The organism is Streptomyces pyxinicus (genome assembly GCF_024753135.1).
Lineage (GTDB): Bacteria > Actinomycetota > Actinomycetes > Streptomycetales > Streptomycetaceae > Streptomyces > Streptomyces pyxinicus.
On sequence record NZ_JANUGP010000013.1, the window covers coordinates 115,560 to 137,935 of the forward strand.

22 protein-coding genes are annotated in these 22,376 nt (G+C 71.7%); 11 read left to right on the forward strand and 11 right to left on the reverse strand.

From position 1 onward, the window contains the following. The first annotated feature begins 73 nt into the window (after nucleotides 1-73). From NX794_RS18905 to NX794_RS18920, 4 genes are all read left to right on the forward strand, one after another. Nucleotides 74-892: an AAC(3) family N-acetyltransferase gene (locus NX794_RS18905; RefSeq protein ID WP_258779745.1), complete on the forward strand. Its 819-nt coding sequence runs from the start codon at nucleotides 74-76 to the stop codon at nucleotides 890-892. Nucleotides 893-950: 58 nt separating this feature from the next. Next, nucleotides 951-1,874 carry an ABC transporter ATP-binding protein gene (locus tag NX794_RS18910; RefSeq protein WP_258779746.1) on the forward strand — a complete coding sequence of 308 codons (924 nt, stop codon included), beginning with the start codon at nucleotides 951-953 and terminating at the stop codon, nucleotides 1,872-1,874. Further along, complete coding sequence (locus NX794_RS18915; RefSeq protein WP_258779747.1) at nucleotides 1,871-2,644, forward strand: ABC transporter permease; 774 nt, start codon at nucleotides 1,871-1,873, stop codon at nucleotides 2,642-2,644. Before NX794_RS18910 ends, NX794_RS18915 begins: the two co-directional genes overlap by 4 nt. Before the next feature lie 75 nt (nucleotides 2,645-2,719). Beyond that, a complete protein-coding gene (locus NX794_RS18920) occupies nucleotides 2,720-3,730 on the forward strand; it encodes a COX15/CtaA family protein (RefSeq protein ID WP_258779748.1) in 1,011 nt (336 codons plus the stop codon). A gap of 12 nt (nucleotides 3,731-3,742) precedes the next feature. On the opposite strand, the gene NX794_RS18925 is transcribed toward NX794_RS18920, so the two are convergent. From NX794_RS18925 to NX794_RS18940, 4 genes are all read right to left on the reverse strand, one after another. Continuing rightward, nucleotides 3,743-4,477, reverse strand: coding sequence for a nucleotidyltransferase domain-containing protein (locus tag NX794_RS18925; RefSeq protein WP_258779749.1), 735 nt, complete (start codon nucleotides 4,475-4,477; stop codon nucleotides 3,743-3,745). An 82-nt stretch (nucleotides 4,478-4,559) separates the two neighbouring features. After that, nucleotides 4,560-5,666, reverse strand: a complete 1,107-nt coding sequence (locus tag NX794_RS18930) for an amidohydrolase (protein WP_258779750.1) — start codon at nucleotides 5,664-5,666, stop codon at nucleotides 4,560-4,562. A 97-nt stretch (nucleotides 5,667-5,763) separates the two neighbouring features. Beyond that, entirely contained in the window at nucleotides 5,764-6,138 is a 375-nt protein-coding gene (locus NX794_RS18935) for a hypothetical protein (protein WP_258779751.1), read from the reverse strand. Nucleotides 6,139-6,208: 70 nt separating this feature from the next. Then, nucleotides 6,209-7,162 (reverse strand): heme o synthase, encoded by a 954-nt coding sequence (locus NX794_RS18940; protein ID WP_258779752.1) that lies wholly within the window; start codon nucleotides 7,160-7,162, stop codon nucleotides 6,209-6,211. Between the two features lie 399 nt (nucleotides 7,163-7,561). On the opposite strand from NX794_RS18940, the gene tkt reads away from it, so the two are divergent. The 7 genes from tkt to NX794_RS18975 all read left to right on the forward strand — a co-directional run bounded on the left by tkt (nucleotide 7,562) and on the right by NX794_RS18975 (nucleotide 15,436). After that, a complete protein-coding gene (gene tkt, locus NX794_RS18945) occupies nucleotides 7,562-9,649 on the forward strand; it encodes a transketolase (RefSeq protein ID WP_258779753.1) in 2,088 nt (695 codons plus the stop codon). Nucleotides 9,650-9,682: 33 nt separating this feature from the next. Then, a complete protein-coding gene (gene tal, locus NX794_RS18950) occupies nucleotides 9,683-10,801 on the forward strand; it encodes a transaldolase (RefSeq protein ID WP_258779754.1) in 1,119 nt (372 codons plus the stop codon). Between the two features lies 1 nt (nucleotide 10,802). Further along, the gene (gene zwf / locus NX794_RS18955; RefSeq protein ID WP_258779755.1) at nucleotides 10,803-12,341 is read left to right on the forward strand and encodes a glucose-6-phosphate dehydrogenase; all 1,539 of its coding nucleotides are present in this window, start codon (nucleotides 10,803-10,805) and stop codon (nucleotides 12,339-12,341) included. After that, nucleotides 12,338-13,444 (forward strand): glucose-6-phosphate dehydrogenase assembly protein OpcA, encoded by a 1,107-nt coding sequence (gene opcA, locus NX794_RS18960; protein WP_258779756.1) that lies wholly within the window; start codon nucleotides 12,338-12,340, stop codon nucleotides 13,442-13,444. Before zwf ends, opcA begins: the two co-directional genes overlap by 4 nt. After that, nucleotides 13,441-14,223 (forward strand): 6-phosphogluconolactonase, encoded by a 783-nt coding sequence (pgl, locus tag NX794_RS18965; RefSeq protein ID WP_258779757.1) that lies wholly within the window; start codon nucleotides 13,441-13,443, stop codon nucleotides 14,221-14,223. Before opcA ends, pgl begins: the two co-directional genes overlap by 4 nt. 193 nt (nucleotides 14,224-14,416) lie before the next feature. After that, nucleotides 14,417-14,911, forward strand: coding sequence for a lamin tail domain-containing protein (locus NX794_RS18970; protein ID WP_258779758.1), 495 nt, complete (start codon nucleotides 14,417-14,419; stop codon nucleotides 14,909-14,911). A gap of 30 nt (nucleotides 14,912-14,941) precedes the next feature. Beyond that, the gene (locus NX794_RS18975) at nucleotides 14,942-15,436 is read left to right on the forward strand and encodes a hypothetical protein (protein WP_258779759.1); all 495 of its coding nucleotides are present in this window, start codon (nucleotides 14,942-14,944) and stop codon (nucleotides 15,434-15,436) included. 16 nt (nucleotides 15,437-15,452) lie between these two features. Here the strand turns inward: NX794_RS18975 and NX794_RS18980 are convergent, their stop codons facing one another. The 7 genes from NX794_RS18980 to NX794_RS19010 all read right to left on the reverse strand — a co-directional run bounded on the left by NX794_RS18980 (nucleotide 15,453) and on the right by NX794_RS19010 (nucleotide 22,255). Further along, the gene (locus NX794_RS18980; RefSeq protein ID WP_258779760.1) at nucleotides 15,453-16,184 is read right to left on the reverse strand and encodes a DsbA family protein; all 732 of its coding nucleotides are present in this window, start codon (nucleotides 16,182-16,184) and stop codon (nucleotides 15,453-15,455) included. 85 nt (nucleotides 16,185-16,269) lie between these two features. Then, complete coding sequence (pgi, locus tag NX794_RS18985; protein WP_258779761.1) at nucleotides 16,270-17,922, reverse strand: glucose-6-phosphate isomerase; 1,653 nt, start codon at nucleotides 17,920-17,922, stop codon at nucleotides 16,270-16,272. 52 nt (nucleotides 17,923-17,974) lie between these two features. After that, entirely contained in the window at nucleotides 17,975-19,240 is a 1,266-nt protein-coding gene (locus tag NX794_RS18990; protein WP_258779762.1) for an MFS transporter, read from the reverse strand. Between the two features lie 125 nt (nucleotides 19,241-19,365). After that, nucleotides 19,366-19,701 (reverse strand): RNA polymerase-binding protein RbpA, encoded by a 336-nt coding sequence (locus tag NX794_RS18995; protein WP_006349936.1) that lies wholly within the window; start codon nucleotides 19,699-19,701, stop codon nucleotides 19,366-19,368. A 215-nt stretch (nucleotides 19,702-19,916) separates the two neighbouring features. Continuing rightward, entirely contained in the window at nucleotides 19,917-20,153 is a 237-nt protein-coding gene (secG, locus tag NX794_RS19000) for a preprotein translocase subunit SecG (RefSeq protein WP_258779763.1), read from the reverse strand. Nucleotides 20,154-20,261: 108 nt separating this feature from the next. Then, nucleotides 20,262-21,038: a triose-phosphate isomerase gene (gene tpiA, locus NX794_RS19005; RefSeq protein ID WP_258779764.1), complete on the reverse strand. Its 777-nt coding sequence runs from the start codon at nucleotides 21,036-21,038 to the stop codon at nucleotides 20,262-20,264. Nucleotides 21,039-21,043: 5 nt separating this feature from the next. Next, nucleotides 21,044-22,255 (reverse strand): phosphoglycerate kinase, encoded by a 1,212-nt coding sequence (locus NX794_RS19010; protein WP_258779765.1) that lies wholly within the window; start codon nucleotides 22,253-22,255, stop codon nucleotides 21,044-21,046. Nucleotides 22,256-22,376 lie beyond the last annotated feature (121 nt).

The window sequence follows — 22,376 nt, forward strand, 5'->3', positions numbered from 1 at the left end:
ATCGATCATTTCATGGCTCTGGCCAGGCAATTCGCTGGCGTTCCGGGCGACCCGTCGGGGAGACTCCGGAACCATGCCCGCACCCCTTCCGACCGGCCCTCTCGTCACCCGGGACCACATCGCCACCCAGCTCCGCCTGCTCGGAGTGGACAGCGGCGAGACCCTCCTGGCACACACGTCCCTGAGTTCCCTCGGCTGGGTGAACGGGGGCGCCGTCGCGGTGGTGCAGGGCGTCCTCGACGCGCTCGGGCCGGCCGGCACGCTGGTGGTCCCCACGCAGACCGGCGACCTCTCCGACCCGGCGCTGTGGCAGAACCCGCCGGTGCCCGCGCGGTGGTGGGAGCGGATCCGGGCCACCATGCCGCCGTACGACCCCCGGCTCACCCCCTCGCTCGGGGTCGGCGTGATCGCGGAGACCGTGCGGACCTGGCCCGGCGCCCTGCGCAGCGCGCACCCGCAGACCTCGTTCGCCGCCCTCGGCGCGCGGGCGTGGGAGATCACCGAGGGCCACGCGCCCGACTGCCGGCTCGGCGAGCACAGCCCGCTGGCCCGGCTGGAGAAGCTCGGCGCCCGGGCGCTGCTGCTCGGCACCGGCTACGACACCTGCACCAGCTTCCACCTGGCCGAGTACCGCATACCCGCCCCGCTGGTACGGGTCGGCCGGCCGGCGCCCGGAGGCGGCTGGGAGACGGTGACCGAGGTGTCGATCACCTCCGACCGCTTCGACGAGCTGGGCCATGACTTCGAGCGGGACCGGCCGGTGACGCGCGGCACGGTGGGCGCGGCCGACGTCCGGCTGTTCCCGGTGGCGGACGCGGTGGCCTATGCCGAGCGGTGGCTGCCGCTGCACCGCTCCCGCGAGCACGAGCTGTCGCACCCGGACACCCTGTGAGCGGGAGTTCCGCACCCGCCGGTCCGGACGGCGAGCCGTCTCCCTAGACTCTGGAGCCATGCGAAGTGAGCCGGTGGTCCAGGTCCGGGCCTTGGTGAAGCGGTACGGCCCGAAGACCGCGGTGGACGGCCTCGACCTGGTGGCGGGGGCCGGCGTGACCGCCGTACTCGGCCCCAACGGCGCCGGGAAGACGACCACGGTCGAGACCTGCGAGGGGTACCGGAGGCCGGACTCCGGCACGGTGCGCGTCCTGGGCCTCGACCCGGTCCGGGACTCCGCCGCGCTGCGGCCGCGTATCGGGGTGATGCTCCAGTCCGGCGGCGTCTACTCGGGCGCCCGCGCCGACGAGATGCTGCGCCATGTGGCCAGGCTGCACGCGCACCCGCTGGACGTGGCCGCGCTGATCGAGCGCCTCGGCCTCGGCTCCTGCGGCCGGACCTCCTACCGGCGGCTGTCCGGCGGCCAGCAGCAGCGGCTCGCGCTCGCCCTGGCCGTCGTCGGGCGCCCGGAGCTGGTGTTCCTGGACGAGCCGACGGCCGGCCTCGACCCGCAGGCCCGGCGGGCCACCTGGGACCTGGTGCGGGACCTGCGCGCCGACGGCGTCTCGGTGATCCTCACCACGCACCACATGGACGAGGCCGAGCAGCTCGCCGACGACGTGGCGATCATCGACGGCGGCCGGGTCGTCGCCCAGGGCACTCCCGAGGAACTGTGCAAGGGCGGCGCCGAGAACACCCTGCGCTTCACCGGCCGCCCCGGCCTCGACGTGGGCTCCCTGCTCAAGGCACTGCCGGCCGACTGCACGGCCGCCGAGCTGACGCCGGGCTCCTACCGGGTCGTCGGCAAGGTCGATCCCCAGCTGCTCGCCACGGTGACCTCGTGGTGCGCCCAGCACGGCGTGATGCCGGACCGGATCTCGGTGGAACGGCACACGCTGGAGGACGTCTTCCTGGAGCTGACCGGCAAGGAGCTGCGCTCATGACCACCGCGTCCGGTACCTACACGCCCCGGCCGGGTGCGGCGCCGCTCCCCCGCATGATCGCGGCGCAGGCGGCGCTGGAGACGAAGATGCTGCTGCGCAACGGCGAACAGCTGCTGCTGACGGTGGTCATCCCGACCCTGCTGCTGGTGCTGTTCAGCTCGGTCGACGTCGTGGACACCGGCAAGGGCGAGGCGGTCGACTTCCTCACCCCCGGCATCCTGGCGCTGGCCGTGATGTCGACGGCGTTCACCGGGCAGGCCATCGCGACCGGCTTCGAGCGCCGCTACGGCGTGCTCAAGCGGCTCGCCGCCTCCCCGCTGCCCCGCTGGGGCCTGATGACCGCCAAGACCGTCTCCGTGCTGGTCACCGAGGTCCTCCAGGTGATCCTGCTGGCGGTGATCGCGTTCGCGCTGGGCTGGTCCCCGCACGGCAACCCGGCCGCCGTCCTGTTGCTGCTGGTCCTCGGCACGGCCGCGTTCTCCGGGCTCGGCCTGCTGATGGCGGGCACCCTGAAGGCCGAGGCCACCCTGGCCGCCGCCAACCTGGTCTTCCTGCTGCTGCTGGTCGGCGGCGGGGTCATCGTGCCGCTGGAGAAGTTCGGCGGAGCCGGACAGCACGTGCTCGGCCTGCTGCCGATCTCGGCGCTCTCGAACGGCCTGCGGGACGTGCTCCAGCACGGTGCCGGGATGCCCTGGGGCGACCTGGGGATCCTCGCGGTGTGGGCGGTGCTGGGGCTGGCCGCCGCGGGCCGGTTCTTCCGCTGGGAGTGAGGACGGCGCGCGCCACGCTCCGGTACGCCCCTGTGACGGGACCCTCGTGAACGCGTGCACAAGCGGCGGCCTACCATGGTGCGCGTGCCCAAGCTGAACCCTGCCGACGTCCAGGCGGCCCTGCGCAACCCGCTCGCCTTCATCGCCGACCGCTGGACCCCGGATCCCCGGACCGTGCGGCGGGCGGCCCTCGCCGCGCTCGTGATGTCGGTGGTCATCGTCGTCACCGGCGGCGCCGTCCGGCTGACCGGTTCGGGCCTCGGCTGCCCGACCTGGCCGACCTGCACCGACGACTCGCTGACCACCACCCGGGCCATGGGCCTCCACGGGGTCATCGAGTTCGGCAACCGCATGCTGACCTACGTGCTGTGCGCCGCCGTCGGCTGGGCGATCATCGCCGCCCGCTCCGCGAAGCCCTGGCGGCGGGCGCTGACCCGGCTGGGCTGGGCGCAGTTCTGGGTCGTCATGGGCAACGCGGTGCTCGGCGGCATCGTGGTGCTGGTCGGCCTCAACCCGTACACGGTGGCCGCGCACTTCCTGCTCTCCACCGCCCTCATCACCGTCGCCACGCTGATGTGGCAGCGCACCCGCGAGGGTGACGCCGAGCCGCGTCCGCTGGTCGGGCAGGCGGTACGGCAGCTCGTGTGGTTCCTCGTCGTCGCGTGCGTGCTGCTCATCGCGGTCGGCACGGTGGTGACCGGCGCCGGACCGCACGCGGGCGACTCCAGCGAGGTGGACCGGATCCCGGTCGACTGGGAGACCGTCGCCAAGCTGCACGCGGTGCTCGCGTGGATCGTGGTCACGCTGACCTTCGCGCTGTGGTTCGTGCTGAAGGCCGTGGACGCGCCCCGGGGGCCGCTGGCCCGCACCCGGGAGCTGTTCGTCGTGCTGCTCGCCCAGGGCGTGATCGGGTACGTGCAGTACTTCACGCACCTGCCGGAGGTCCTGGTCGGCCTGCACATGCTCGGCTCGTGCCTGATCTGGATCGCCACCCTGCGCGTCCTGCTGTCCCTGCGCGAACGCCCCGAGGCCGCCCTCGACCTGCCCGGCCCCGCGGCCGAGGTCACGGTCGGCACCCGCGCCTGAGCGGGCGGCGCCTCAGCCGTACGCGCCGGTCAGCCGGTCGATCGCCGGTCCCAGGTAGGCACGGGTCAGCCGAGCCCGGCGGCCGTTGTCGAGGGGGGCGGGACCGGGCGGGCCGTAGCGGCGCCGCCGGACGTCCTCGACGACCTCGGCGGGGGCGCCCAGTGCCGGCAGCTCGGCCAGTGCCTCCCGCTTGGAGATCAGCCGACCCTCGCGCAGGGTCACGGTGGCCCGGGCGAAGGTCAGCAGGCCGAGGTCGACCCAGACGTCCTGCCGCCACAGCCGGGCGTCGTCCACCGCCGGGCGCCAGAACGCACGTTGGTCGCGCACGACGAAGGCGGCGAGCTGTCCGTCCGGCACCGGCGGGAGCAGCGCGGCCGGCGGCTCGCCGCGCAGCACGCGCCCGAAACCGAGCAGCTCGCGCCGGGTGACCGGGGTGACGGGCCGGCGCGCCAGCCTGCCGTGCGCCCAGGTGAGGTGCCGCCGCTCGGGGTCGTCCAGGGTGCCGGGGGTCGGGTAGGAGCAGTGGAGCTTCGCCGCGAGCGGGTCGGCGCGCAGCCCGTGGTGCAGGGTCGCCGCCCGCCAGACCGTGCCGGGGCCGAGCGGGCCGGGCAGCACGGCGATGAGGTCCAGGTCGCTGCGCCCCTCCTGGTAGTCACCGCCGGCGAGCGACCCGTGCGCCCAGACGGCCAGGGGCCGTAAGCGAGCGAGAGCGTCCAGGAAGGCTTCGAGCAGGGCTTCGGTCGGCATCCGCCCAGTCTGGGCGGCGGGAACCGGCCCCGTACAGACCCGAGCCGCACCGGCCCCGCCCACTTCCCGGCCGGCTCCTCCCTCACCCCAGCCCGTACACCCGCCGCGCGTTGTCCGCCGCGACCATCCGGGCCACCCGCTGGGCGTCCTCCGGTGACCAGGCGCCGTCGGCGACCCAGGTGCCGAGGACCCGGTCCAGGGCCTCGCGGAACAGGCAGGCGCCGACCACGTGCAGCTCGGGCAGGCCGTGGGCGCCGGTGGAGAAGAGGATCTTGCCGAAGGGCGCCAGCTCCAGGATCTCCGCGAGGACGGTGGCCGCGCGGGCGCCGGTGCGCACCAGGGCGGCCCCGGAGTCGGCGTAGACGTGCGGGAAGACGCCGGCCAGATGGGCGGCGTGGCGGTGGTACGGGTAGCCGTGCAGCAGGACCAGGTCCGTGCCGAGGCCGGCGGTGGCCCGGGCGAAGTCGGTGAGCAGCGCCGGGTAGGTGTGGTCGATCCGGGAGCCCGGTCCGCCGAGGCCCGCGTGCAGCTGGAGCGGCAGCCCCGAGGCGACCGCGATCCACAGCAGGTGCCTCAGCAGCACGGGGTCGGTCAGCGGTCCGCCGACCCGGCGGCCGGCCAGCCAGCGGCCCGCCGCGCCGCGCACCTCACCGGGACCGGGCGGCTCGGACGCGAGCGCGAGACCGTGTCCGACGCCGGCGACGGAGGCGAAGGCGACCGCGTCCGCGGCGGCGCCGTGCACCGACTCGGCCAGGTTGGCGAGGAAGCACTCGACCGTCCCCGAGGTGTCGGCGACCTGCTCGGCCAGAAGTTCCAGGCCGACCACCTCACGGGCCTCGGCGTCGCCGTCGCGGGCCATGTCGGCGGGGCCGGTGAGGTCGCCGGGCAGGCCGGTGTCGACGAGGTAGGTGGTGATGCCGCTGCCCCGCAGCAGCCGGCGCCCCGCCTCCAGGACGCCCAGTTCCCGGCGCCGGGCCAGGTACAGGGCGGGCGGGCAGTGGGGCTCCAGGCCGAGCAGCGGCGGGCACCAGCGCCGTACGGCGAACCCGGTCTGCGTGTCGAACAGCGTGGTGCCGGGCGCGGGCGGGCCCTCGGTCCGGGCGAGCTGCGCCTCGAAGGTGCCGAGCCCCAGCTCGGTCCGGAGCACACCGTGGCAGTACTGGTCCACGAGGGACGGCGTTTCGATCATTCCGGCTCCCCGTCAGGACGCGTGTCTCGCTGCCTCACACGTCCTAACGGGTGAATCGGGCTCAGGTGGCGACCCGCGCCCCGAAAGAGCGGCGGCCTCAGCCGCCGATCTGCATGCCGGCCATCCGCTTCCACTCGTACGGGCCCGTCTTCACCTTGGCCGCGAACTCGCCGTCGAAGGTCTCGTGCACGGTGATGCCGGCCTTCGCCACCGCCTGCTCGGCGACGGCGTAGGTGGGGGCCACCAGGTCGCCCCAGCCGCCGTCGGCGCCGACGAGGACGATCCGGGCGCCGCGCTCGCCGATGTAGGCGACCTGGCCCTCCGCGCCGCCGTGCGCCTTGGCGAAGGCGTCGATCCGCCGGGCGAGCTTCGCGGCCGTACGCCCGGCCTTCGCGGCGGCCTTGGTCTCGGCCCCGGCCGCGGTCTCGGCGGCGGCCTCGGCCTTCGGGTCAACCTGCTGCGTGTCTGCCATGAGCAGGATGCTACTCACCGGTAGATCGGCTGGCGAGGGCAGGGCGGTGTGACATGGACCGGTGCGTCGGTCAGCGCAGGAACGGGTCCACCGCGACGGCGACGAAGAGGATCGAGACGTAGGTGATGGACCAGTGGAACAGCCGCATCTCCTTCAGCTTCCCGCCCGTGACCTCGGCCTTCGCCCGGTTCTGGAGACCGTGCGCCTCCCACAGCCAGAAGCCGCCGGCCGCGAGCGCGACCACCGTGTAGAACCAGCCGGTGTACCCGAGCGGGGTCAGCAGCAGGGACACGGCGACCATCACCCAGCTGTAGATCACGATCTGCCGGGCGACCACCTTGTTGGAGGCGATGACCGGCAGCATCGGCACGCCCACGCGCGCGTAGTCCTCGCGGACCTTCATGGACAGCGGCCAGTAGTGCGGCGGGGTCCAGAAGAACATGACGAGGAAGAGGACGACCGGCGCCCAGGACATCGAGTTCGTGACCGAGGACCAGCCGATCAGCACCGGCAGGCAGCCGGCGATGCCGCCCCACACGATGTTCTGCGAGGTACGGCGCTTGAGGATCATCGTGTAGACGACGACGTAGAAAAGCAGCGCTCCGAGTGACAGCCAGGCGCTCAGCCAGTTGACGGTGAACCCGAACAGCAGCGTCGAGACGACCGCCAGGGTGACGCCGAAGGCGAGGCACTCGCGCGGGCTCACCATGCCGGTCACCAGCGGCCGCTGCGCGGTGCGGTCCATCAGGGCGTCGATGTCCCGGTCGATGTACATGTTCAGCGCGTTGGCGCCGCCCGCGGAGAGGTAGCCGCCGAGACAGGTGAGCAGCACCAGACCGAGGTCGGGCACGCCCTGCTGGGCCAGGAACATCACCGGAACGGTGGTGATGAGCAGCAGCTCGATGATCCGCGGCTTGGTCAGCGCCACGAACGCCTTGACACGGGCCCCGAACGGCCGGTGAACCGGGCTCTGGCTCGCACCGAGCACCCCCGCTGGACGGGATTCGACGGCCGTCACGCACACCCCTGACAGAGACTCCCAGCAAGCCTCCCCCTGTGAAGTCCCGGTGCAGGCTCGCGCGTACCACGCCACTTTAGACGTTGCCCATACCCCGGCCCTCGCGGGGGTGGGGTCGTGTTGGCGCCCGCCTCGGAGAGGTTCCGGAGCACCCCCCATAAGAGGTCCCCCACCTCTCGATTGAGCGCTCAGATGACCGCCTCCGTATTCAGCTGCCGAATGCCCTCTCGGCCAGTCGGGAGGCGGATCGCACCGAGTCCCGGCAGTCTGGAAACACTCGAAAAAACGCACGTCTATACGGGGGTAGGCTCGACAGCGGCCGGTGGGCAGCAGCCCGCCGGCGGCCGGGTGGGCGCATGCCCCGAAGACCGGCGACCGACATGTGGAGAGGAGCCCTGACCCAGGGTGAGCACCAAGCCGACCACCACAGACCTTGAGTGGACCGACCTGGACCAGCGGGCCGTGGACACCGCCCGAGTCCTGGCCGCCGACGCCGTACAGAAGGTCGGCAACGGCCATCCCGGTACGGCGATGAGCCTGGCCCCGGCCGCCTACACCCTCTTCCAGAAGGTGATGCGGCACGACCCGGCCGACCCCGAGTGGGTGGGCCGCGACCGCTTCGTACTGTCCGCCGGCCACTCGTCCCTGACCCTCTACACCCAGCTCTACCTGGCCGGCTTCGGCCTGGAGCTGACGGACCTGGAGTCCTTCCGGACCTGGGGTTCGAAGACCCCCGGCCACCCGGAGTACGGGCACACCAGGGGCGTCGAGACCACCACCGGCCCGTTGGGCCAGGGTGTCGCCAACGCCGTGGGCATGGCCATGGCCGCCCGCTACGAGCGCGGTCTGTTCGACCCGGAGGCCCCGCAGGGCGAGTCCCCCTTCGACCACTTCGTCTTCTGCGTCGCCGGTGACGGCTGCCTCCAGGAGGGCATCTCCGCCGAGGCGTCCTCGCTGGCCGGTCACCAGAAGCTCGGCAACCTGGTCCTGCTGTGGGACGACAACCACATCTCGATCGAGGGCGACACCGAGACCGCCGTCTCCGAGGACACCGTCAAGCGCTACGAAGCCTACGGCTGGCACGTGCAGCGCGTGGCGGCGCAGGAGAACGGCGACCTGGACCCGCGGGCGATCTTCGCCGCGATCCAGGAGGCCAAGCGCGTCACCGACCGCCCCTCCTTCATCGCGATGCGCTCGATCATCGCCTGGCCGGCCCCGAACGCCCAGAACACCGAGGCGGCGCACGGCTCGGCGCTCGGCGCGGACGAGGTCGCGGCCACCAAGCGGGTGCTCGGCTTCGACCCGGAGCGGTCCTTCGTGGTCGAGGACGAGGTGATCGCGCACACCCGCAAGGCGCTGGAGCGCGGCTCCGAGGCGAAGGCCGAGTGGGAGAAGACCTTCCAGGTGTGGCGGGACGGCAACCCCGAGCGGGCCGCCGACTTCGACCGGATCGCCCGGGGCGAGCTGCCCACCGGCTGGGAGGAGAAGATCCCGGTCTTCGAGCCCGGCAAGGGTGTCGCGACGCGTGCCGCCTCCGGCAAGGTGCTCCAGGCGCTCGGCGCGGTGATCCCCGAGCTGTGGGGCGGCTCCGCCGACCTGGCCGGCTCGAACAACACCACGATCGACAAGGACAGCTCGTTCCTGCCCGCAGGCAACCCGCTGCCCGAGGCCGACCCGTACGGGCGCACGATCCACTTCGGCATCCGCGAGCACTCGATGGGCGCGGAGCTGAACGGCATCACGCTGCACGGCAACACCCGCGTGTACGGCGGCACCTTCCTGGTGTTCTCCGACTACATGCGCAACGCGGTGCGGCTGTCGGCCCTGATGCACCTGCCGGTGACGTTCGTGTGGACGCACGACTCCATCGGCCTCGGCGAGGACGGCCCGACCCACCAGCCGGTCGAGCACCTGGCCTCGCTGCGCGCCATCCCGGGCCTGAACGTGGTCCGTCCGGCCGACGCCAACGAGACCGCCATCGCCTGGCGCGAGATCCTCGGGCGCTACACCAAGGAGTTCGGCAAGGGCCAGCCGCACGGGCTGGCGCTCACCCGCCAGGGCGTGCCGGTCTACGAGCCGAACGAGGACACGGTCAAGGGCGGCTACGTGCTGTTCGAGGCCGAGGGCGGCGAGCCGCAGGTGATCCTGATGGCCACCGGTTCCGAGGTGCATGTGGCCGTCGAGGCGCGGGAGCGGCTCCAGGCCGAGGGTGTGCCGACCCGGGTCGTCTCGATGCCGTGCGTCGAGTGGTTCGAGCAGCAGGACCAGGGGTACCGGGAGAGCGTGCTGCCGCCGTCGGTCAAGGCCCGTGTCGCCGTGGAGGCGGGCATCGGCCTGACGTGGCACAAGTACGTCGGAGACGCCGGCCGCATCGTTTCCCTGGAGCACTTCGGTGCGTCCGCCGACGGCAAGGTGCTCTTCGAGGAGTTCGGCTTCACTGCCGAGAACGTGGCCGCCAAGGCCCGGGAATCCCTCACCGCCGCCCAGCGCTGACGCTCACATACGACACGTAGGAGATGTAATTCCATGACAGACGCACTCAAGCGCCTCTCCGAGGAGGGCGTCGCGATCTGGCTGGACGACCTGTCGCGCAAGCGGATCACGTCCGGCAACCTCGCCGAGCTGATCGACCAGCAGCACGTCGTGGGCGTCACCACCAACCCGACGATCTTCCAGAAGGCGATCTCCCAGGGCGACGGCTACGACCTGCAGCTCTCCGACCTCGCCGCCCGCAGGGTCACCGTCGAGGAGGCCGTCCGCATGATCACGACGGCGGACGTCCGCGACGCCGCCGACGTGCTGCGTCCGGTCTTCGACGCCACCGGCGGCCAGGACGGCCGGGTCTCCATCGAGGTCGACCCCCGCCTCGCCCACAACGAGAAGGCGACCGTCGCCGAGGCCAAGCAGCTGGCCTGGCTGGTGGACCGCCCGAACACCCTCATCAAGATCCCGGCCACCATGGCGGGCATCCCGGCGATCACCAGCGTCATCGGGCTCGGCATCAGCGTCAACGTGACCCTGATCTTCTCCCTGGAGCGGTACCGCGTCGTCATGGACGCCTACCTCTCCGGCCTGGAGAAGGCCAAGGAGCGCGGCCTGGACCTGTCGAAGATCCACTCCGTGGCGTCCTTCTTCGTGTCCCGCGTGGACACCGAGATCGACAAGCGCCTCGGCGAGATCGGCACCGACGAGGCCAAGGCGCTGCGCGGCAAGGCCGCCGTCGCCAACGCGCGCCTGGCCTACCAGGCGTACGAGGAGGTCTTCTCCTCCGACCGCTGGAACGCGCTGGAGAACGCGGGCGCCAACAAGCAGCGCCCGCTGTGGGCGTCGACCGGCGTGAAAGACCCGGCGTACTCGGACACCCTGTACGTCACCGAGCTGGTCGCGCCGAACACCGTGAACACCATGCCGGAGGCCACGCTGGAGGCCACCGAGGACCACGGCGAGGTCACCGGCGACACCGTCTCGGGCACCTACGAGCAGGCCCGCGCCGACCTCGACGCGCTGGAGAAGCTCGGGATCTCGTACGACGACGTCGTGCGGGTGCTGGAGGAGGAGGGCGTCGAGAAGTTCGAGGGGTCCTGGACCGACCTCCTGAAGTCGACCGAGGCGGAGCTGCAGCGCCTCGCCCCCTCGGAGGGCTGAGTTGTCCCCTCTATCCGGCTCCGGGGCGAACCCGCTCCGTGACCCGGCCGACCGACGGCTCCCGCGTATCGCGGGGCCGTCGGGTCTGGTCATCTTCGGTGTCACGGGCGACCTGTCCCGCAAGAAGCTGATGCCCGCGGTGTACGACCTCGCCAACCGGGGTCTGCTGCCGCCGGGCTTCTCGCTGGTGGGCTTCGCCCGCCGCGACTGGGAGCACGAGGACTTCGCGCAGGTCGTGCACGACGCGGTCAAGGAGCACTCGCGCACCCCCTTCCGCGAGGAGGTCTGGCAGCAGCTCATCCAGGGCATGCGCTTCGTCCAGGGCACCTTCGACGACGACGACGCCTTCGAGCGGCTGCGCGCCACCATCGACGAGCTGGACAAGGCACAGGGCACGGGCGGCAACTTCGCCTTCTACCTGTCGGTGCCGCCCCGCTCGTTCCCGGTGGTCATCCAGCAGCTGAAGAAGCACGGGCTGGCCGACCAGTCGCGCGGTTCCTGGCGGCGCGCGGTCATCGAGAAGCCCTTCGGCCACGACCTGAAGTCGGCCGAGGAGCTGAACAAGGTCGTGCACGAGGTGTTCGAGCCGGACCAGGTGTTCCGGATCGACCACTACCTCGGCAAGGAGACCGTCCAGAACATACTGGCGCTGCGCTTCGCCAACACGATGTTCGAGCCGATCTGGAACCGGTCCTTCGTGGACCACGTGCAGATCACCATGGCCGAGGACATCGGCATCGGCGGCCGGGCCGGCTACTACGACGGCATCGGCGCCGCGCGTGACGTCATCCAGAACCACCTGCTCCAGTTGATGGCGCTGACCGCCATGGAGGAGCCCGCCTCCTTCGGCGCGGACGCGCTGGCCGCCGAGAAGGAGAAGGTCCTCGGCGCCGTCCGGCTGCCGCGCGACCTGGGCCGGCACACCGTGCGCGGGCAGTACGCGGCCGGGTGGCAGGGCGGCGAGAAGGTCGTCGGCTACCTGGAGGAGGAGGGCATCGACTCCAAGTCGAAGACCGACACCTACGCGGCCGTGAAGCTGGAGATCGACAACCGCCGCTGGGCGGGCGTCCCCTTCTATCTGCGTACCGGCAAGCGTCTCGGCCGCCGGGTCACCGAGATCGCGGTCGTCTTCCAGCGGGCCCCGCACTCCCCCTTCGACCACACGGCGACGGAGGAACTGGGGCAGAACGCGATCGTGATCCGCGTCCAGCCGGACGAGGGCATCACGGTCCGCTTCGGCTCGAAGGTGCCGGGCACCTCGATGGAGATCCGGGACGTGTCCATGGACTTCGCCTACGGCGAGTCCTTCACGGAGTCCAGCCCCGAGGCGTACGAGCGGCTGATCCTGGACGTGCTGCTGGGCGACGCCAACCTCTTCCCGCGCACGGAGGAGGTCGAGCTGTCCTGGAAGATCCTCGACCCGATCGAGCACTACTGGGACAAGCACGGCAGGCCCGCGCAGTACGCGTCGGGCACCTGGGGTCCCACCGAGGCGGACGAGATGCTCGCACGAGACGGACGGAGCTGGCGCAGGCCATGAAGATCGACCTGACCGACACCACCGCCGGCGAGATCAACAAGGCGCTCGTGCGCGGCCGCCGGGCCATCGGCACCCCCGCCGTCGGCATGGTCCTCACCCTCGTCATCGTCACCGACGAGGAGAACGCCTACGACGCCCTGAAGGCCGCCAACGACGCCTCGCGCGAGCACCCCTCGCGCACGCTGGTGGTCGTCAAGCGGGTCTCGCGGAGCCCCCGCGACCGCACCACCTCGCGCCTCGACGCCGAGGTGCGGGTGGGTGTGGAGGCGGGCACCGGCGAGACGGTCGTGCTGCGGTTGTACGGCGAGGTCGTCGGGCACGCCGACTCGGTCGTCCTGCCGCTGCTGCTGCCGGACGCGCCGGTCGTCGTGTGGTGGCCGGTGAACGCGCCGCTGGACCCGGCCAAGGACCCGCTGGGCGCGCTGGCCCAGCGCCGGGTCACCGACACCTACACCGCCGAGCAGCCGGTACGGGAGCTGTCCGCCCGTGCCTCCGCCTACACGCCCGGCGACACCGACCTGTCCTGGACCCGGATCACGCCGTGGCGCTCGATGCTGGCGGCGGCCCTCGACCAGGTCACCTGTGACGTGAAGGCCGTCGAGGTGGAGGGCGAGGAGTTCAACCCGAGCTGCGAGCTGCTGGCGATGTGGCTCGCGGACCGGCTGGACGTGCCGGTGCGGCGCTCGCCGTCCTCGGGACCGGGACTCACGGCCGTCCGGATGGACACCAGCTGCGGCCCGATCACCCTGGACCGGGCGGACGGTTCGCTGGCCACGCTGGCCATCGAGGGCCAGCCGGCCCGCGCGGTGGCGCTGAAGCGGCGGGACACCGCCGAGCTGATCGCGGAGGAGCTGCGCCGGCTCGACCCGGACGACACCTACGCGTCGGCGCTGCGCTTCGGCGTGGAGCGGCTGCACACGGTCCCGGAGCAGGAGGCCTCGGAACAGGGGTCCACGGAGCGAAACTCTTCGGAGGCGGCCGAGGCGGAGCAGGCGGAGGCAGAGGCGGAGGCGGCCAAGGCTCCCGCCAAGAAGGCCGCCGCCCGGACCGCGAAGAAGGCACCCGCGAAGAAGGCACCCGCGAGGAAGGCGACGGCGAAGTGAGCACCCCGCAGCTGGTCGTCCACCACGACAAGGAGCTGATGGCGCAGGCCGCCGCGGCCCGGCTGATCACGAAGATCGTGGACGCGCAGGCCTCCCGGGGCACCGCGTCCGTGGTCCTCACCGGCGGCCGCAACGGCAACGGGCTGCTGGCCGCGCTGGCGGCGGCCCCGGCCCGGGACGCCGTCGACTGGGCCCGCCTCGACCTGTGGTGGGGCGACGAGCGCTATCTGCCCGAGGGCGATGCCGAGCGCAACGTCACCCAGGCCCGGGAGGCGCTGCTGGACGCGGTCCCGCTGGACCCGGAGCGCGTGCACGCCATGCCCGCCTCCGACGGGCCGTACGGCACGGACGTCGAGGCGGCGGCCGAGGCGTACGCGGCGGAGCTGGCTAAGGCCGCCGGACCGGAGAACCACGGCGCGGTGCCGGCGTTCGACGTGCTGATGCTGGGCGTCGGCCCGGACACCCATGTGGCCTCGCTCTTCCCGGAGTTGCCGGCCGTGCGGGAGACCGAGCGCACGGTGGTCGGCGTGCACGGCGCGCCGAAGCCGCCGCCCACCCGGGTCTCCCTGACGCTGCCCGCGATCCGCTCGGCCCGTGAGGTCTGGCTGCTCGCGGCCGGCGAGGACAAGGCGGAGGCCGTGGCCATCGCGCTGTCCGGCGCGGGCGAGATCCAGGCACCGGCGGCGGGGGCGTACGGCCGCTCGCGCACCCTGTGGCTGCTGGACTCGGCGGCGGCTTCGCAGCTGCCGCGGTCGCTGTATCCGCCGGCGTCGCCGTGAGGTTCTGAGCACAGTGGCCGAGGGCGGTACGGGAGTCGGCTCCCGTACCGCCCTCGCCGTTTTCTGACGTCTTCTGACGTCTTCTGACGCCCCCTCAAGGTTCTTCACCTTTCCCGCACAAGTTGGTCATACAACGGTCAACCTTTGTGTAGGCTCCAGGAGCTTCATACGCACCACTGAGGGGGGACCTCACATGCGCATCCGCTTCGCCCTGGCCGCCACCGTCACGGCCGGCACGCTCGCCGTCGTCGTCGCGGCTCCGGCCCAGGCCACCGAGTACTCCTCCGCCCTGAAGATCAAGGGCGTCCAGTACGACGCCCCGGGGCGGGACTCCAACAGCTGCTCCACGGGCAACACCAAGAGCGAGTACCTGACCATCAAGAACTACTCGCGCACCTCGAAGGTCAACCTCAAGGGCTACGTCGTCAAGGACGCCACCGGCAACCGGTTCGTCTTCCCGTCGAACCACTACCTGGAGCCCGGCGACTACGTGACGCTGCGCGGCGGCCACGGCACCGACTCCGACGCCAAGAACGTCGCCTACCGCCAGAACTGCAACTTCATCTGGAACAACGACAAGGACACCATCTACCTGTACAAGCCCTCCGGCGCCCACGCGGACACCCACGCCTACACCAAGGCGAAGAACGACCGCGACGGCAACGGCTACATCACCTTCCACGGCTGATCCACCGCGCGCCGTCCCAGGAGGGTGACCGTGAACCCGTACACCAGCCCGCCGCCCCGCCCGCCCGACACCAGGCCGCTGCGCCGCCGCAAGCGGGTGTGGGCCGCGGCCGTCGCCCTGTTCGCCGCCGGTGCCATCGGCGGCACGCAGTCCGCCGAGGACCAGGCGTCCGCGGCACCGGCACCCCGGCCGGCCGTCACCACGACCGTCACCGCGACGGCCACGGCGACGGCCACCGAGACCGCCTCTCCGGAGCCGGCCCCGACGGTCACGAAGACCAGGACCGTCAAGAAGCCCGGACCGACGGTCACCGTCACCAAGGCCGCGTCCGGCACCGTCCGCAGCTCCGGGACAGGCACCGGCAGCGCGACGGGCACCTGCTCCATCGTCTCCAGCTCGGGCAACTGCTACCGGGCGGGCCAGTTCTGCCGCAACAGCGACCACGGGTCGCTGACCACCACCGCGAGCGGTGCGCGGATCCGGTGCTCCTACAGCGCGAGCGCCTGGCGCTGGTCGTACGCCTGAGCACGGGCGGGCTCGGTCACCCGGCCGAGCCCGCCCGGGACAGCAGGCCGGCGAACGCCTTGCCGTCGAACAGCAGCCCGCTGTACTCGGAGGGGATCAGCATCTCGTTGATCTCGACAGCCGGCGTCCCCCGCACGCCGGAACGATCGAACGCCTTCTCGGCGTTCGTGACGAACGTGCGGTACTTCATGGTCTTCACGGCGGAGTCGAAGTCCGCCCCGCGCAGCCCCGGCACCCGCTCCGCCAGCTTGAGGAGGTTGGCGTCGGTGAACCCGTCGACGCTCTCCTCCGGCTGGTGGGCGTAGAGCACGTCGTGGTACTCGGCGAACTTCCCGGCCTCCAGCGCGGCCCGCAGCGCGTTGACCGCCTTCTTGGACCCGGAGCCGCCGAGCCCGTCGTCCAGGAAGGAGGCGAGGGTGTACTCGGTCCTCGCCTCCCGCCGGATGACCGCCTTGCGCAGCTCGGGCGCGCCGCCCGTGGTCTCGAACTCCTCGCACACCGGGCAGCGCGGGTCCTCGTACAGGCGCACGGCCACCGGGGCGGCCTGGTCGCCGACCACGATGGTCGTGCCGTCGGCGCCCAGCCGCTCCGGGACCTCGGACAGCCCGGAGTAGGCCGGCCGGGCCGTCACCGCTGCCGCGGGCTTGCCGTCCCCGGCTGGTGCCGACCGCTCGCCGCTGCCGCAGCCCGCCGCCGCCACACCCACCACGGCGACGGTGACCGCCGCGGCGCACCCCCTGCGCATCATGCCTTTTCCTCCCCTTGACCAGCGGAAACCTTAGGCGATGCACAGCGGAAACACATAAACGAGAGCGGCGGTACCGCGCCGCGGATCAGCTACGGCCGCGCAGCTCCCGGTACTTGGCGACCAGTGCCCTGGTCGACGGGTCCAGGCCCGGGACCTCGGCGCCCTCGGTCAGCGCCGGCTCGACGCGCTTGGCGAGGACCTTGCCCAGCTCCACGCCCCACTGGTCGAAGGAGTCGATGTTCCACACCGCGCCCTGCGTGAACACCTTGTGCTCGTAGAGCGCGATGAGCTGGCCGAGCACCGACGGGGTCAGTTCCCTGGCGAGGACGGTCGTCGTCGGCCGGTTGCCCTCGAAGGTCTTGTGCGGGACCAGCTCCTCGGGCACCCCCTCCGCGCGGACCTCGTCGGCGGTCCTGCCGAAGGCGAGGGCCTGGGTCTGGGCGAAGAAGTTGGCCATCAACAGGTCGTGCTGCGCCCTGAGTTCACCACTCAGCTCGGCGACCGGCTCGGCGAAGCCGATGAAGTCCGCCGGGATCAGCTTGGTGCCCTGGTGGATCAACTGGTAGTAGGCGTGCTGCCCGTTGGTGCCGGGCGTGCCCCACACCACCGGACCGGTCTGCCAGTCGACCTGCTCGCCGTCGCGCGTCACGTGCTTGCCGTTGGACTCCATGTCGAGCTGCTGGAGGTAGGCGGTGAACTTGGACAGGTAGTGGCTGTAGGGCAGCACCGCGTGCGACTGGGCGTCGTGGAAGTTGCCGTACCAGATGCCCAGCAGGCCCATCAGCAGCGGGGCGTTGGCCTCGGCGGGGGCGGTGCGGAAGTGCTCGTCGACCAGGTGGAAGCCGTCGAGCATCTCCCGGAACCGGTCGGGGCCGATCGCGATCATCAGGGAGAGGCCGATCGCGGAGTCGTAGGAGTACCGGCCGCCGACCCAGTCCCAGAACTCGAACATGTTGGCCGTGTCGATGCCGAACGCGGCGACCTTCTCCGCGTTGGTCGACAGGGCGACGAAGTGCCTGGCCACGGCCGAGTCGTCACCGAGCGCGTCCAGCAGCCACTGCCGCGCGGACGTGGCGTTGGTGATCGTCTCGATCGTGGTGAAGGTCTTGGACGCGACGATGAACAGCGTCTCGGCGGGGTCCAGGTCGCGGGTGGCCTCGTGCAGGTCGGCGCCGTCCACGTTGGAGACGAAACGGGCCGTCAGGTCGCGGTCGCCGAAGCTGCGCAGCACCTCGTGGGCCATCGCGGGCCCGAGGTCGGAGCCGCCGATGCCGATGTTGACGACGTTCCTGATCCGCTTGCCGGTGTGGCCGGTCCACTCACCCGAGCGCACCCGCTCGGCGAAGGCCGCCATCTTGTCGAGCACGGCGTGCACCTTCGGGACGACGTTCTCACCGTCCACCTCGATCACCGCGTCCCGCGGGGCACGCAGCGCGGTGTGCAGCACCGCCCGGTCCTCGGTGACGTTGATCCGCTCACCGCGGAACATGGCGTCCCGCAGGCCGGACACGCCGGTCGCGGCGGCCAGCTCGCGCAGCAGCCGCAGCGTCTCGTCGGTGACCAGGTGTTTGGAGTAGTCGATGTGGAGGTCACCGACCTGGAGCGTGTATCCGTCGCCGCGCCGCGGGTCGGCGGCGAACAGGTCCCTGAGGTGGGTGCCGGCCAGCTCCTCCCGGTGCTTGGCGAGGGCGGACCATGCGGGCGTCTGGTGGAGCCTGGTGCGGCCGTCTGCGTTCATTTCCGACTTCAGCCTTCTTTCGTCCCTGTCCCAGCTGTTCCAACCTAATTGATCACTCCGGGACGCGAGCCGTCATGACATCGCCCTCCGGTGCGTCCTGGGGTACGTCCGCCGTGCGGGCCGGTATCAGCGCGGTGACGGACAGGACGAAGAAGGCGGCCGTGAGCAGGGCCGGTGCGCCGGGGCCCCAGGCGGTGGCGGCGCCCCCGCCGAGCAGGGCGCCCAGCGGGGCCCCGGCGACGGCGAGGGTGCGGAAGGCCGAGGCGACCCGGCCGAGGGCCCCGGCCGGGGCACGCTGCTGCATCAGGGTGGTCGTGTTGACGTTCCACAGCATGCCCATGAACCCGAAGACGGCGAGCGCGGCCACCAGGACGGCCAGGGTTCCCGCGGTCCCCATGACGACCAGCGCGCCGGTCTGCGCCACGCCGGCCAGCAGCACAGCTTGCAGCGGGCCGAGCCGCGCGGTGACCGCCCGGTTCACCGCTCCCCCGGCAAGACCGCCGACGGTGTACGCGGTGGTCGCCGCCGCGTAGCCGCCCGCGCCGGCGCCGAGCCCGTCGGTGACGAGGACGACCAGGGTGGCGATCAGGGCGCCCATGCCGATGTTGCACAGGGCGGTCGCGGTGCACAGGCCGCGCAGGGCCCGGTCCCGCCACAGGGTGCGCAGTCCTTCGCCGATCTCCCGGCGCAGGGTGCTGCCCGCGGCTCTGCCGGGCCGCTGGGGCGGCGCCGCACGCAGGGCGGCGACCAGGGCGGCGGCCAGCAGGAAGGTGGCGGCGTCGGCGGCGAAGGGCACGGCGGCACCCGTGGCGAGCAGCAGCGGTACGACGGGGGCGCCCAACAGGCCGCCGGCGATCCGCTGTCCGGTCATCAGCCGGGTGTTGGCGGCTCCGAGGGCGCCGGGGTCCACGAGGGCGGGCAGCAGGGCCGTGGCGGCGTTGTCGAACAGCGTCTGCAACGTGGTCAGGGTGAAGGCCAGTGCGACGAGCAGGGCGAGGGAGGCGTGTCCGAGGGCCACGGCGGCCGCGAAGGCGGCGACGAGCAGGGCGCGCACCCCGTCCACCGTCCACATCGCGCGCCGCTGGTCGACACGGTCGGCGACGGCCCCGCCGAGCAGGCCGAACAGGATCCAGGGCAGATAGCCGCAAGCGGTCACGGCGGAGATGAGCAGCGGCCGGTCGGTCAGCGAGGCGGCGAGCAGCGGCAGCGCGGCCGTACGCAGCGCGTCGCCGAAGCTGGACAGCACGGCGGCACTCCACAGCAGCCCGAAGCCTCCGCGCCAGGCGGGCGCGCGCCCCTCCCCCGTCTCGATCGCCACAACTCCCCCTCGCGGTTCTCGCCTTCAAGAGAACCGTAGAGGGCACCACTGACAATCGGTCGGCGCCGGACGGCGGATACGGCTCCGGCCAGGCGCCCGCGGGCTCCCGGCCGGTGATGAAGTTCCTAGATCTCGCCGCGCAGTTTGGCGAGTGCCTCGGCGAGGATCGCCTCGCCGTCGGCGTCGCTGCGCCGCTCCCGTACATACGCGAGGTGCGTCTTGTACGGCTCGGTGCGCGGGGGGTCCGGCGGGTTGTCCTGGTCCTGGCCGGCCGGGAAGCCGCAGCGCGGGCAGTCCCAGGTGTCGGGGACCTGAGCGTCGCTGGCGAAGCTCGGCTGGGTCTCGTGCCCGTTGGAGCACCAGAAGGAGATGCGCAGACGCGGCGCGGACTCGCCGCGCTCGGCCTCGCCCATCGGCCCCGCTCCGACCCGGCTTCCACGGATCGCGTTGCCACTTGCCACGGTCGTAACTCCCTGCGTGATGGTGCCGCGAAGCGAGACGGCGTTCCGCTTCGCTGCGAGCGCCTCAGTCTACGTAAGGCCCAACGCGCGTCCAGTGACTGGAGTTACAGCCCCCACACGTAGACGCAAGCCCCATGATAGGCCGCGCTCCGGGGCGCGTACCGAACATGGGGCCCTACGTACGGATTGTGCGTGATGTGCGTGCTGTTCAGGCGTCAGTTGTTCGACTTCATCACGATGCCGAGGACGACGACGCACGCGAACCAGAGCAGGCCGATCACGACGGTGATCCGGTCCAGGTTGCGCTCGGCCACCGAGGAGCCGCCGACGGAGGACTGCATGCCGCCACCGAACATGTCGGAGAGGCCGCCGCCCTTCCCCTTGTGCATCAGCACCAGCAGCATCAGCAGCAGGCTGAAGACGATCAGGGCGATCGAGAACCCCAAAACCACGGCTGGACCAACTTCCTCGGATACGGATGGACGACGGGGGCACAGCACCGTGGCTGTGCCCCCGCAAGAGTACGACGTATCGCCGCTACCGCCTACTCACGGACCTGCTCACTGATCGCGGAAGCGCACGATCTTGACGAACTCGTCGGCGTCCAGCGAGGCACCGCCGACCAGGGCACCGTCGATGTCGGCCTTGGCCATGATCTCGGCGACGTTGCCCGACTTCACCGAGCCGCCGTACTGCACGCGGACCTTGTCGGCCACCTCCCCCGAGTACAGCTCGGCGATCTTGGCACGGATCGCGGCGCAGACCTCCTGGGCGTCGTCGGCGCCGCAGACCTGGCCGGTGCCGATGGCCCACACCGGCTCGTAGGCGACGACGATCGTCTCGGCCTGCTCGGCCGGGACGTCCTTCAGGCCGCCCTCCAGCTGGGCGAGGGTGTGGCCGACGTGGTTGCCGGCCTGGCGGACGTCCAGCTCCTCGCCGACGCACAGGATCGGGGTCAGGCCGTGCTTGTAGGCGGCCTTGACCTTGGCGTTGACGATCTCGTCGGTCTCGTCGTGGTACTGGCGGCGCTCGGAGTGGCCGATGACCACGTACGTGCACTTCAGCTTGGCCAGCATCGGGCCGGAGATCTCACCGGTGTAGGCGCCGGAGTCGTGCCGCGAGACGTCCTGGGCGCCGTACCTGATCTTGAGCTTGTCGCCGTCGACCAGGGTCTGCACGGAGCGCAGGTCGGTGAACGGCGGCAGGACGGCGACCTCGACGGCCTCGTAGTCCTTGTCGGCCAGGGCGAAGGCGAGCTTCTGGACGTGGGCGATGGCCTCCAGGTGGTTGAGGTTCATCTTCCAGTTGCCCGCCATCAGCGGCGTGCGCGTGCTCATTGAGGTCAGTCCTCCAGTGCGGCGAGGCCGGGGAGCGTCTTGCCCTCAAGGTATTCGAGGGAGGCGCCGCCACCGGTCGAGATGTGGCCGAATGCGTTCTCGTCGAAACCGAGCGTACGCACGGCCGCGGCGGAGTCTCCGCCGCCGACGACGGTGAAGCCGTCCGAGTCGACGAGTGCCTGGGCGACCGCCTTGGTGCCCTCGGCGTAGTCGGGGTGCTCGAAGACGCCCATCGGACCGTTCCAGAAGACGGTCCGGGCGTCGGCGAGCTTCGAGGCGTACAGCTCTCGGGTCTTCGGGCCGATGTCCAGGCCCTCCTGGTCGGCGGGGATCTTGTCCGCGTCGACCGTGGTGTTCTCGGTCGGCGCCTTGGTCTTCAGGTCCGGGAACTCCCGGGAGACCACGACGTCGACGGGGAGCAGCAGTTCCACGCCCTGCTTCTCGGCGCGCTCCAGGTACTCGGTGACGACCGGCACCTGGTCCTCCTGGAGGAGGGAGATGCCGACCTCGTAGCCCTTGGCCTTGAGGAAGGTGTAGGCCATGCCGCCGCCGATCAGGAGGCGGTCGGCCTTGTCGAGCAGCTGGTCGATGACGGCGAGCTTGTCGGAGACCTTGGCGCCGCCGAGCGCGACGACGTAGGGCCGCTGGACGTCCTCGGTGAGCTTCTTCAGGACGCCGACCTCGGTGGCGATGAGGTAGCCGGCGTAGTGCGGCAGGCGGGCCGGAAGGTCGTAGACGGAGGCGTGCTTGCGGTGCACGGCGCCGAAGCCGTCACCCACGTACACGTCGGCGAGGGCGGCGAGCCGGTCGGCGAACTCGCCGCGCTCGGTGTCGTCCTTGGCGGTCTCGCCGGGGTTGAAGCGCAGGTTCTCGATGACCGCGACCTGGCCGGGCTGGAGGCCGTCGACGGCGTCGTGGGCGGCCGGGCCGACGGTGTCCTGGGCGAAGGCGACCGGGGCGCCGAGCAGTTCACCGAGGCGCTCGGCGGCGGGCAGCAGCGAGAAGGCGGGGTCCGGGGCACCCTTGGGGCGGCCCAGGTGCGAGGCGACGATCACCTTGGCGCCCGCGTCGGCGAGGGCCTTGACGGTGGGCAGGACGGCGCGGATCCGGCCGTCGTCGGTGATCGTCCCGTCGGCCAGCGGCACGTTGAGGTCGGCGCGGACGAAGACCCGCTTGCCGCTCACGCCGTCGGCGAGAAGTTCGTCGATCGTCTTCATTGAGTGGACTCCTGAGGAGGGCTCGTGGTGCACCTGATCGTAAAAGGGCGGTGTCCGTACGTGAGAGCAGGGCCCGGACAGCGCACCGTCGCGCTGTCCGGGCCCTGCTCTCACTTCTGGG

Coding starts and splice junctions, on each gene's coding strand:
- NX794_RS18930 (WP_258779750.1), bottom strand. CDS start 5,666: ATGATCGAAACGCCGTCCCTCGTGGACCAGTACTGCCACGGTGTGCTC.
- opcA (WP_258779756.1), top strand. CDS start 12,338: ATGAAGATCGACCTGACCGACACCACCGCCGGCGAGATCAACAAGGCG.
- pgi (WP_258779761.1), bottom strand. CDS start 17,922: ATGAACGCAGACGGCCGCACCAGGCTCCACCAGACGCCCGCATGGTCC.
- tpiA (WP_258779764.1), bottom strand. CDS start 21,038: ATGAGCACGCGCACGCCGCTGATGGCGGGCAACTGGAAGATGAACCTC.
- NX794_RS18980 (WP_258779760.1), bottom strand. CDS start 16,184: ATGATGCGCAGGGGGTGCGCCGCGGCGGTCACCGTCGCCGTGGTGGGT.
- NX794_RS18920 (WP_258779748.1), top strand. CDS start 2,720: ATGGTGCGCGTGCCCAAGCTGAACCCTGCCGACGTCCAGGCGGCCCTG.
- NX794_RS18915 (WP_258779747.1), top strand. CDS start 1,871: ATGACCACCGCGTCCGGTACCTACACGCCCCGGCCGGGTGCGGCGCCG.
- NX794_RS18910 (WP_258779746.1), top strand. CDS start 951: ATGCGAAGTGAGCCGGTGGTCCAGGTCCGGGCCTTGGTGAAGCGGTAC.
- NX794_RS18935 (WP_258779751.1), bottom strand. CDS start 6,138: ATGGCAGACACGCAGCAGGTTGACCCGAAGGCCGAGGCCGCCGCCGAG.
- NX794_RS19010 (WP_258779765.1), bottom strand. CDS start 22,255: ATGAAGACGATCGACGAACTTCTCGCCGACGGCGTGAGCGGCAAGCGG.
- NX794_RS18970 (WP_258779758.1), top strand. CDS start 14,417: ATGCGCATCCGCTTCGCCCTGGCCGCCACCGTCACGGCCGGCACGCTC.
- NX794_RS18905 (WP_258779745.1), top strand. CDS start 74: ATGCCCGCACCCCTTCCGACCGGCCCTCTCGTCACCCGGGACCACATC.
- NX794_RS18925 (WP_258779749.1), bottom strand. CDS start 4,477: ATGCCGACCGAAGCCCTGCTCGAAGCCTTCCTGGACGCTCTCGCTCGC.
- tal (WP_258779754.1), top strand. CDS start 9,683: ATGACAGACGCACTCAAGCGCCTCTCCGAGGAGGGCGTCGCGATCTGG.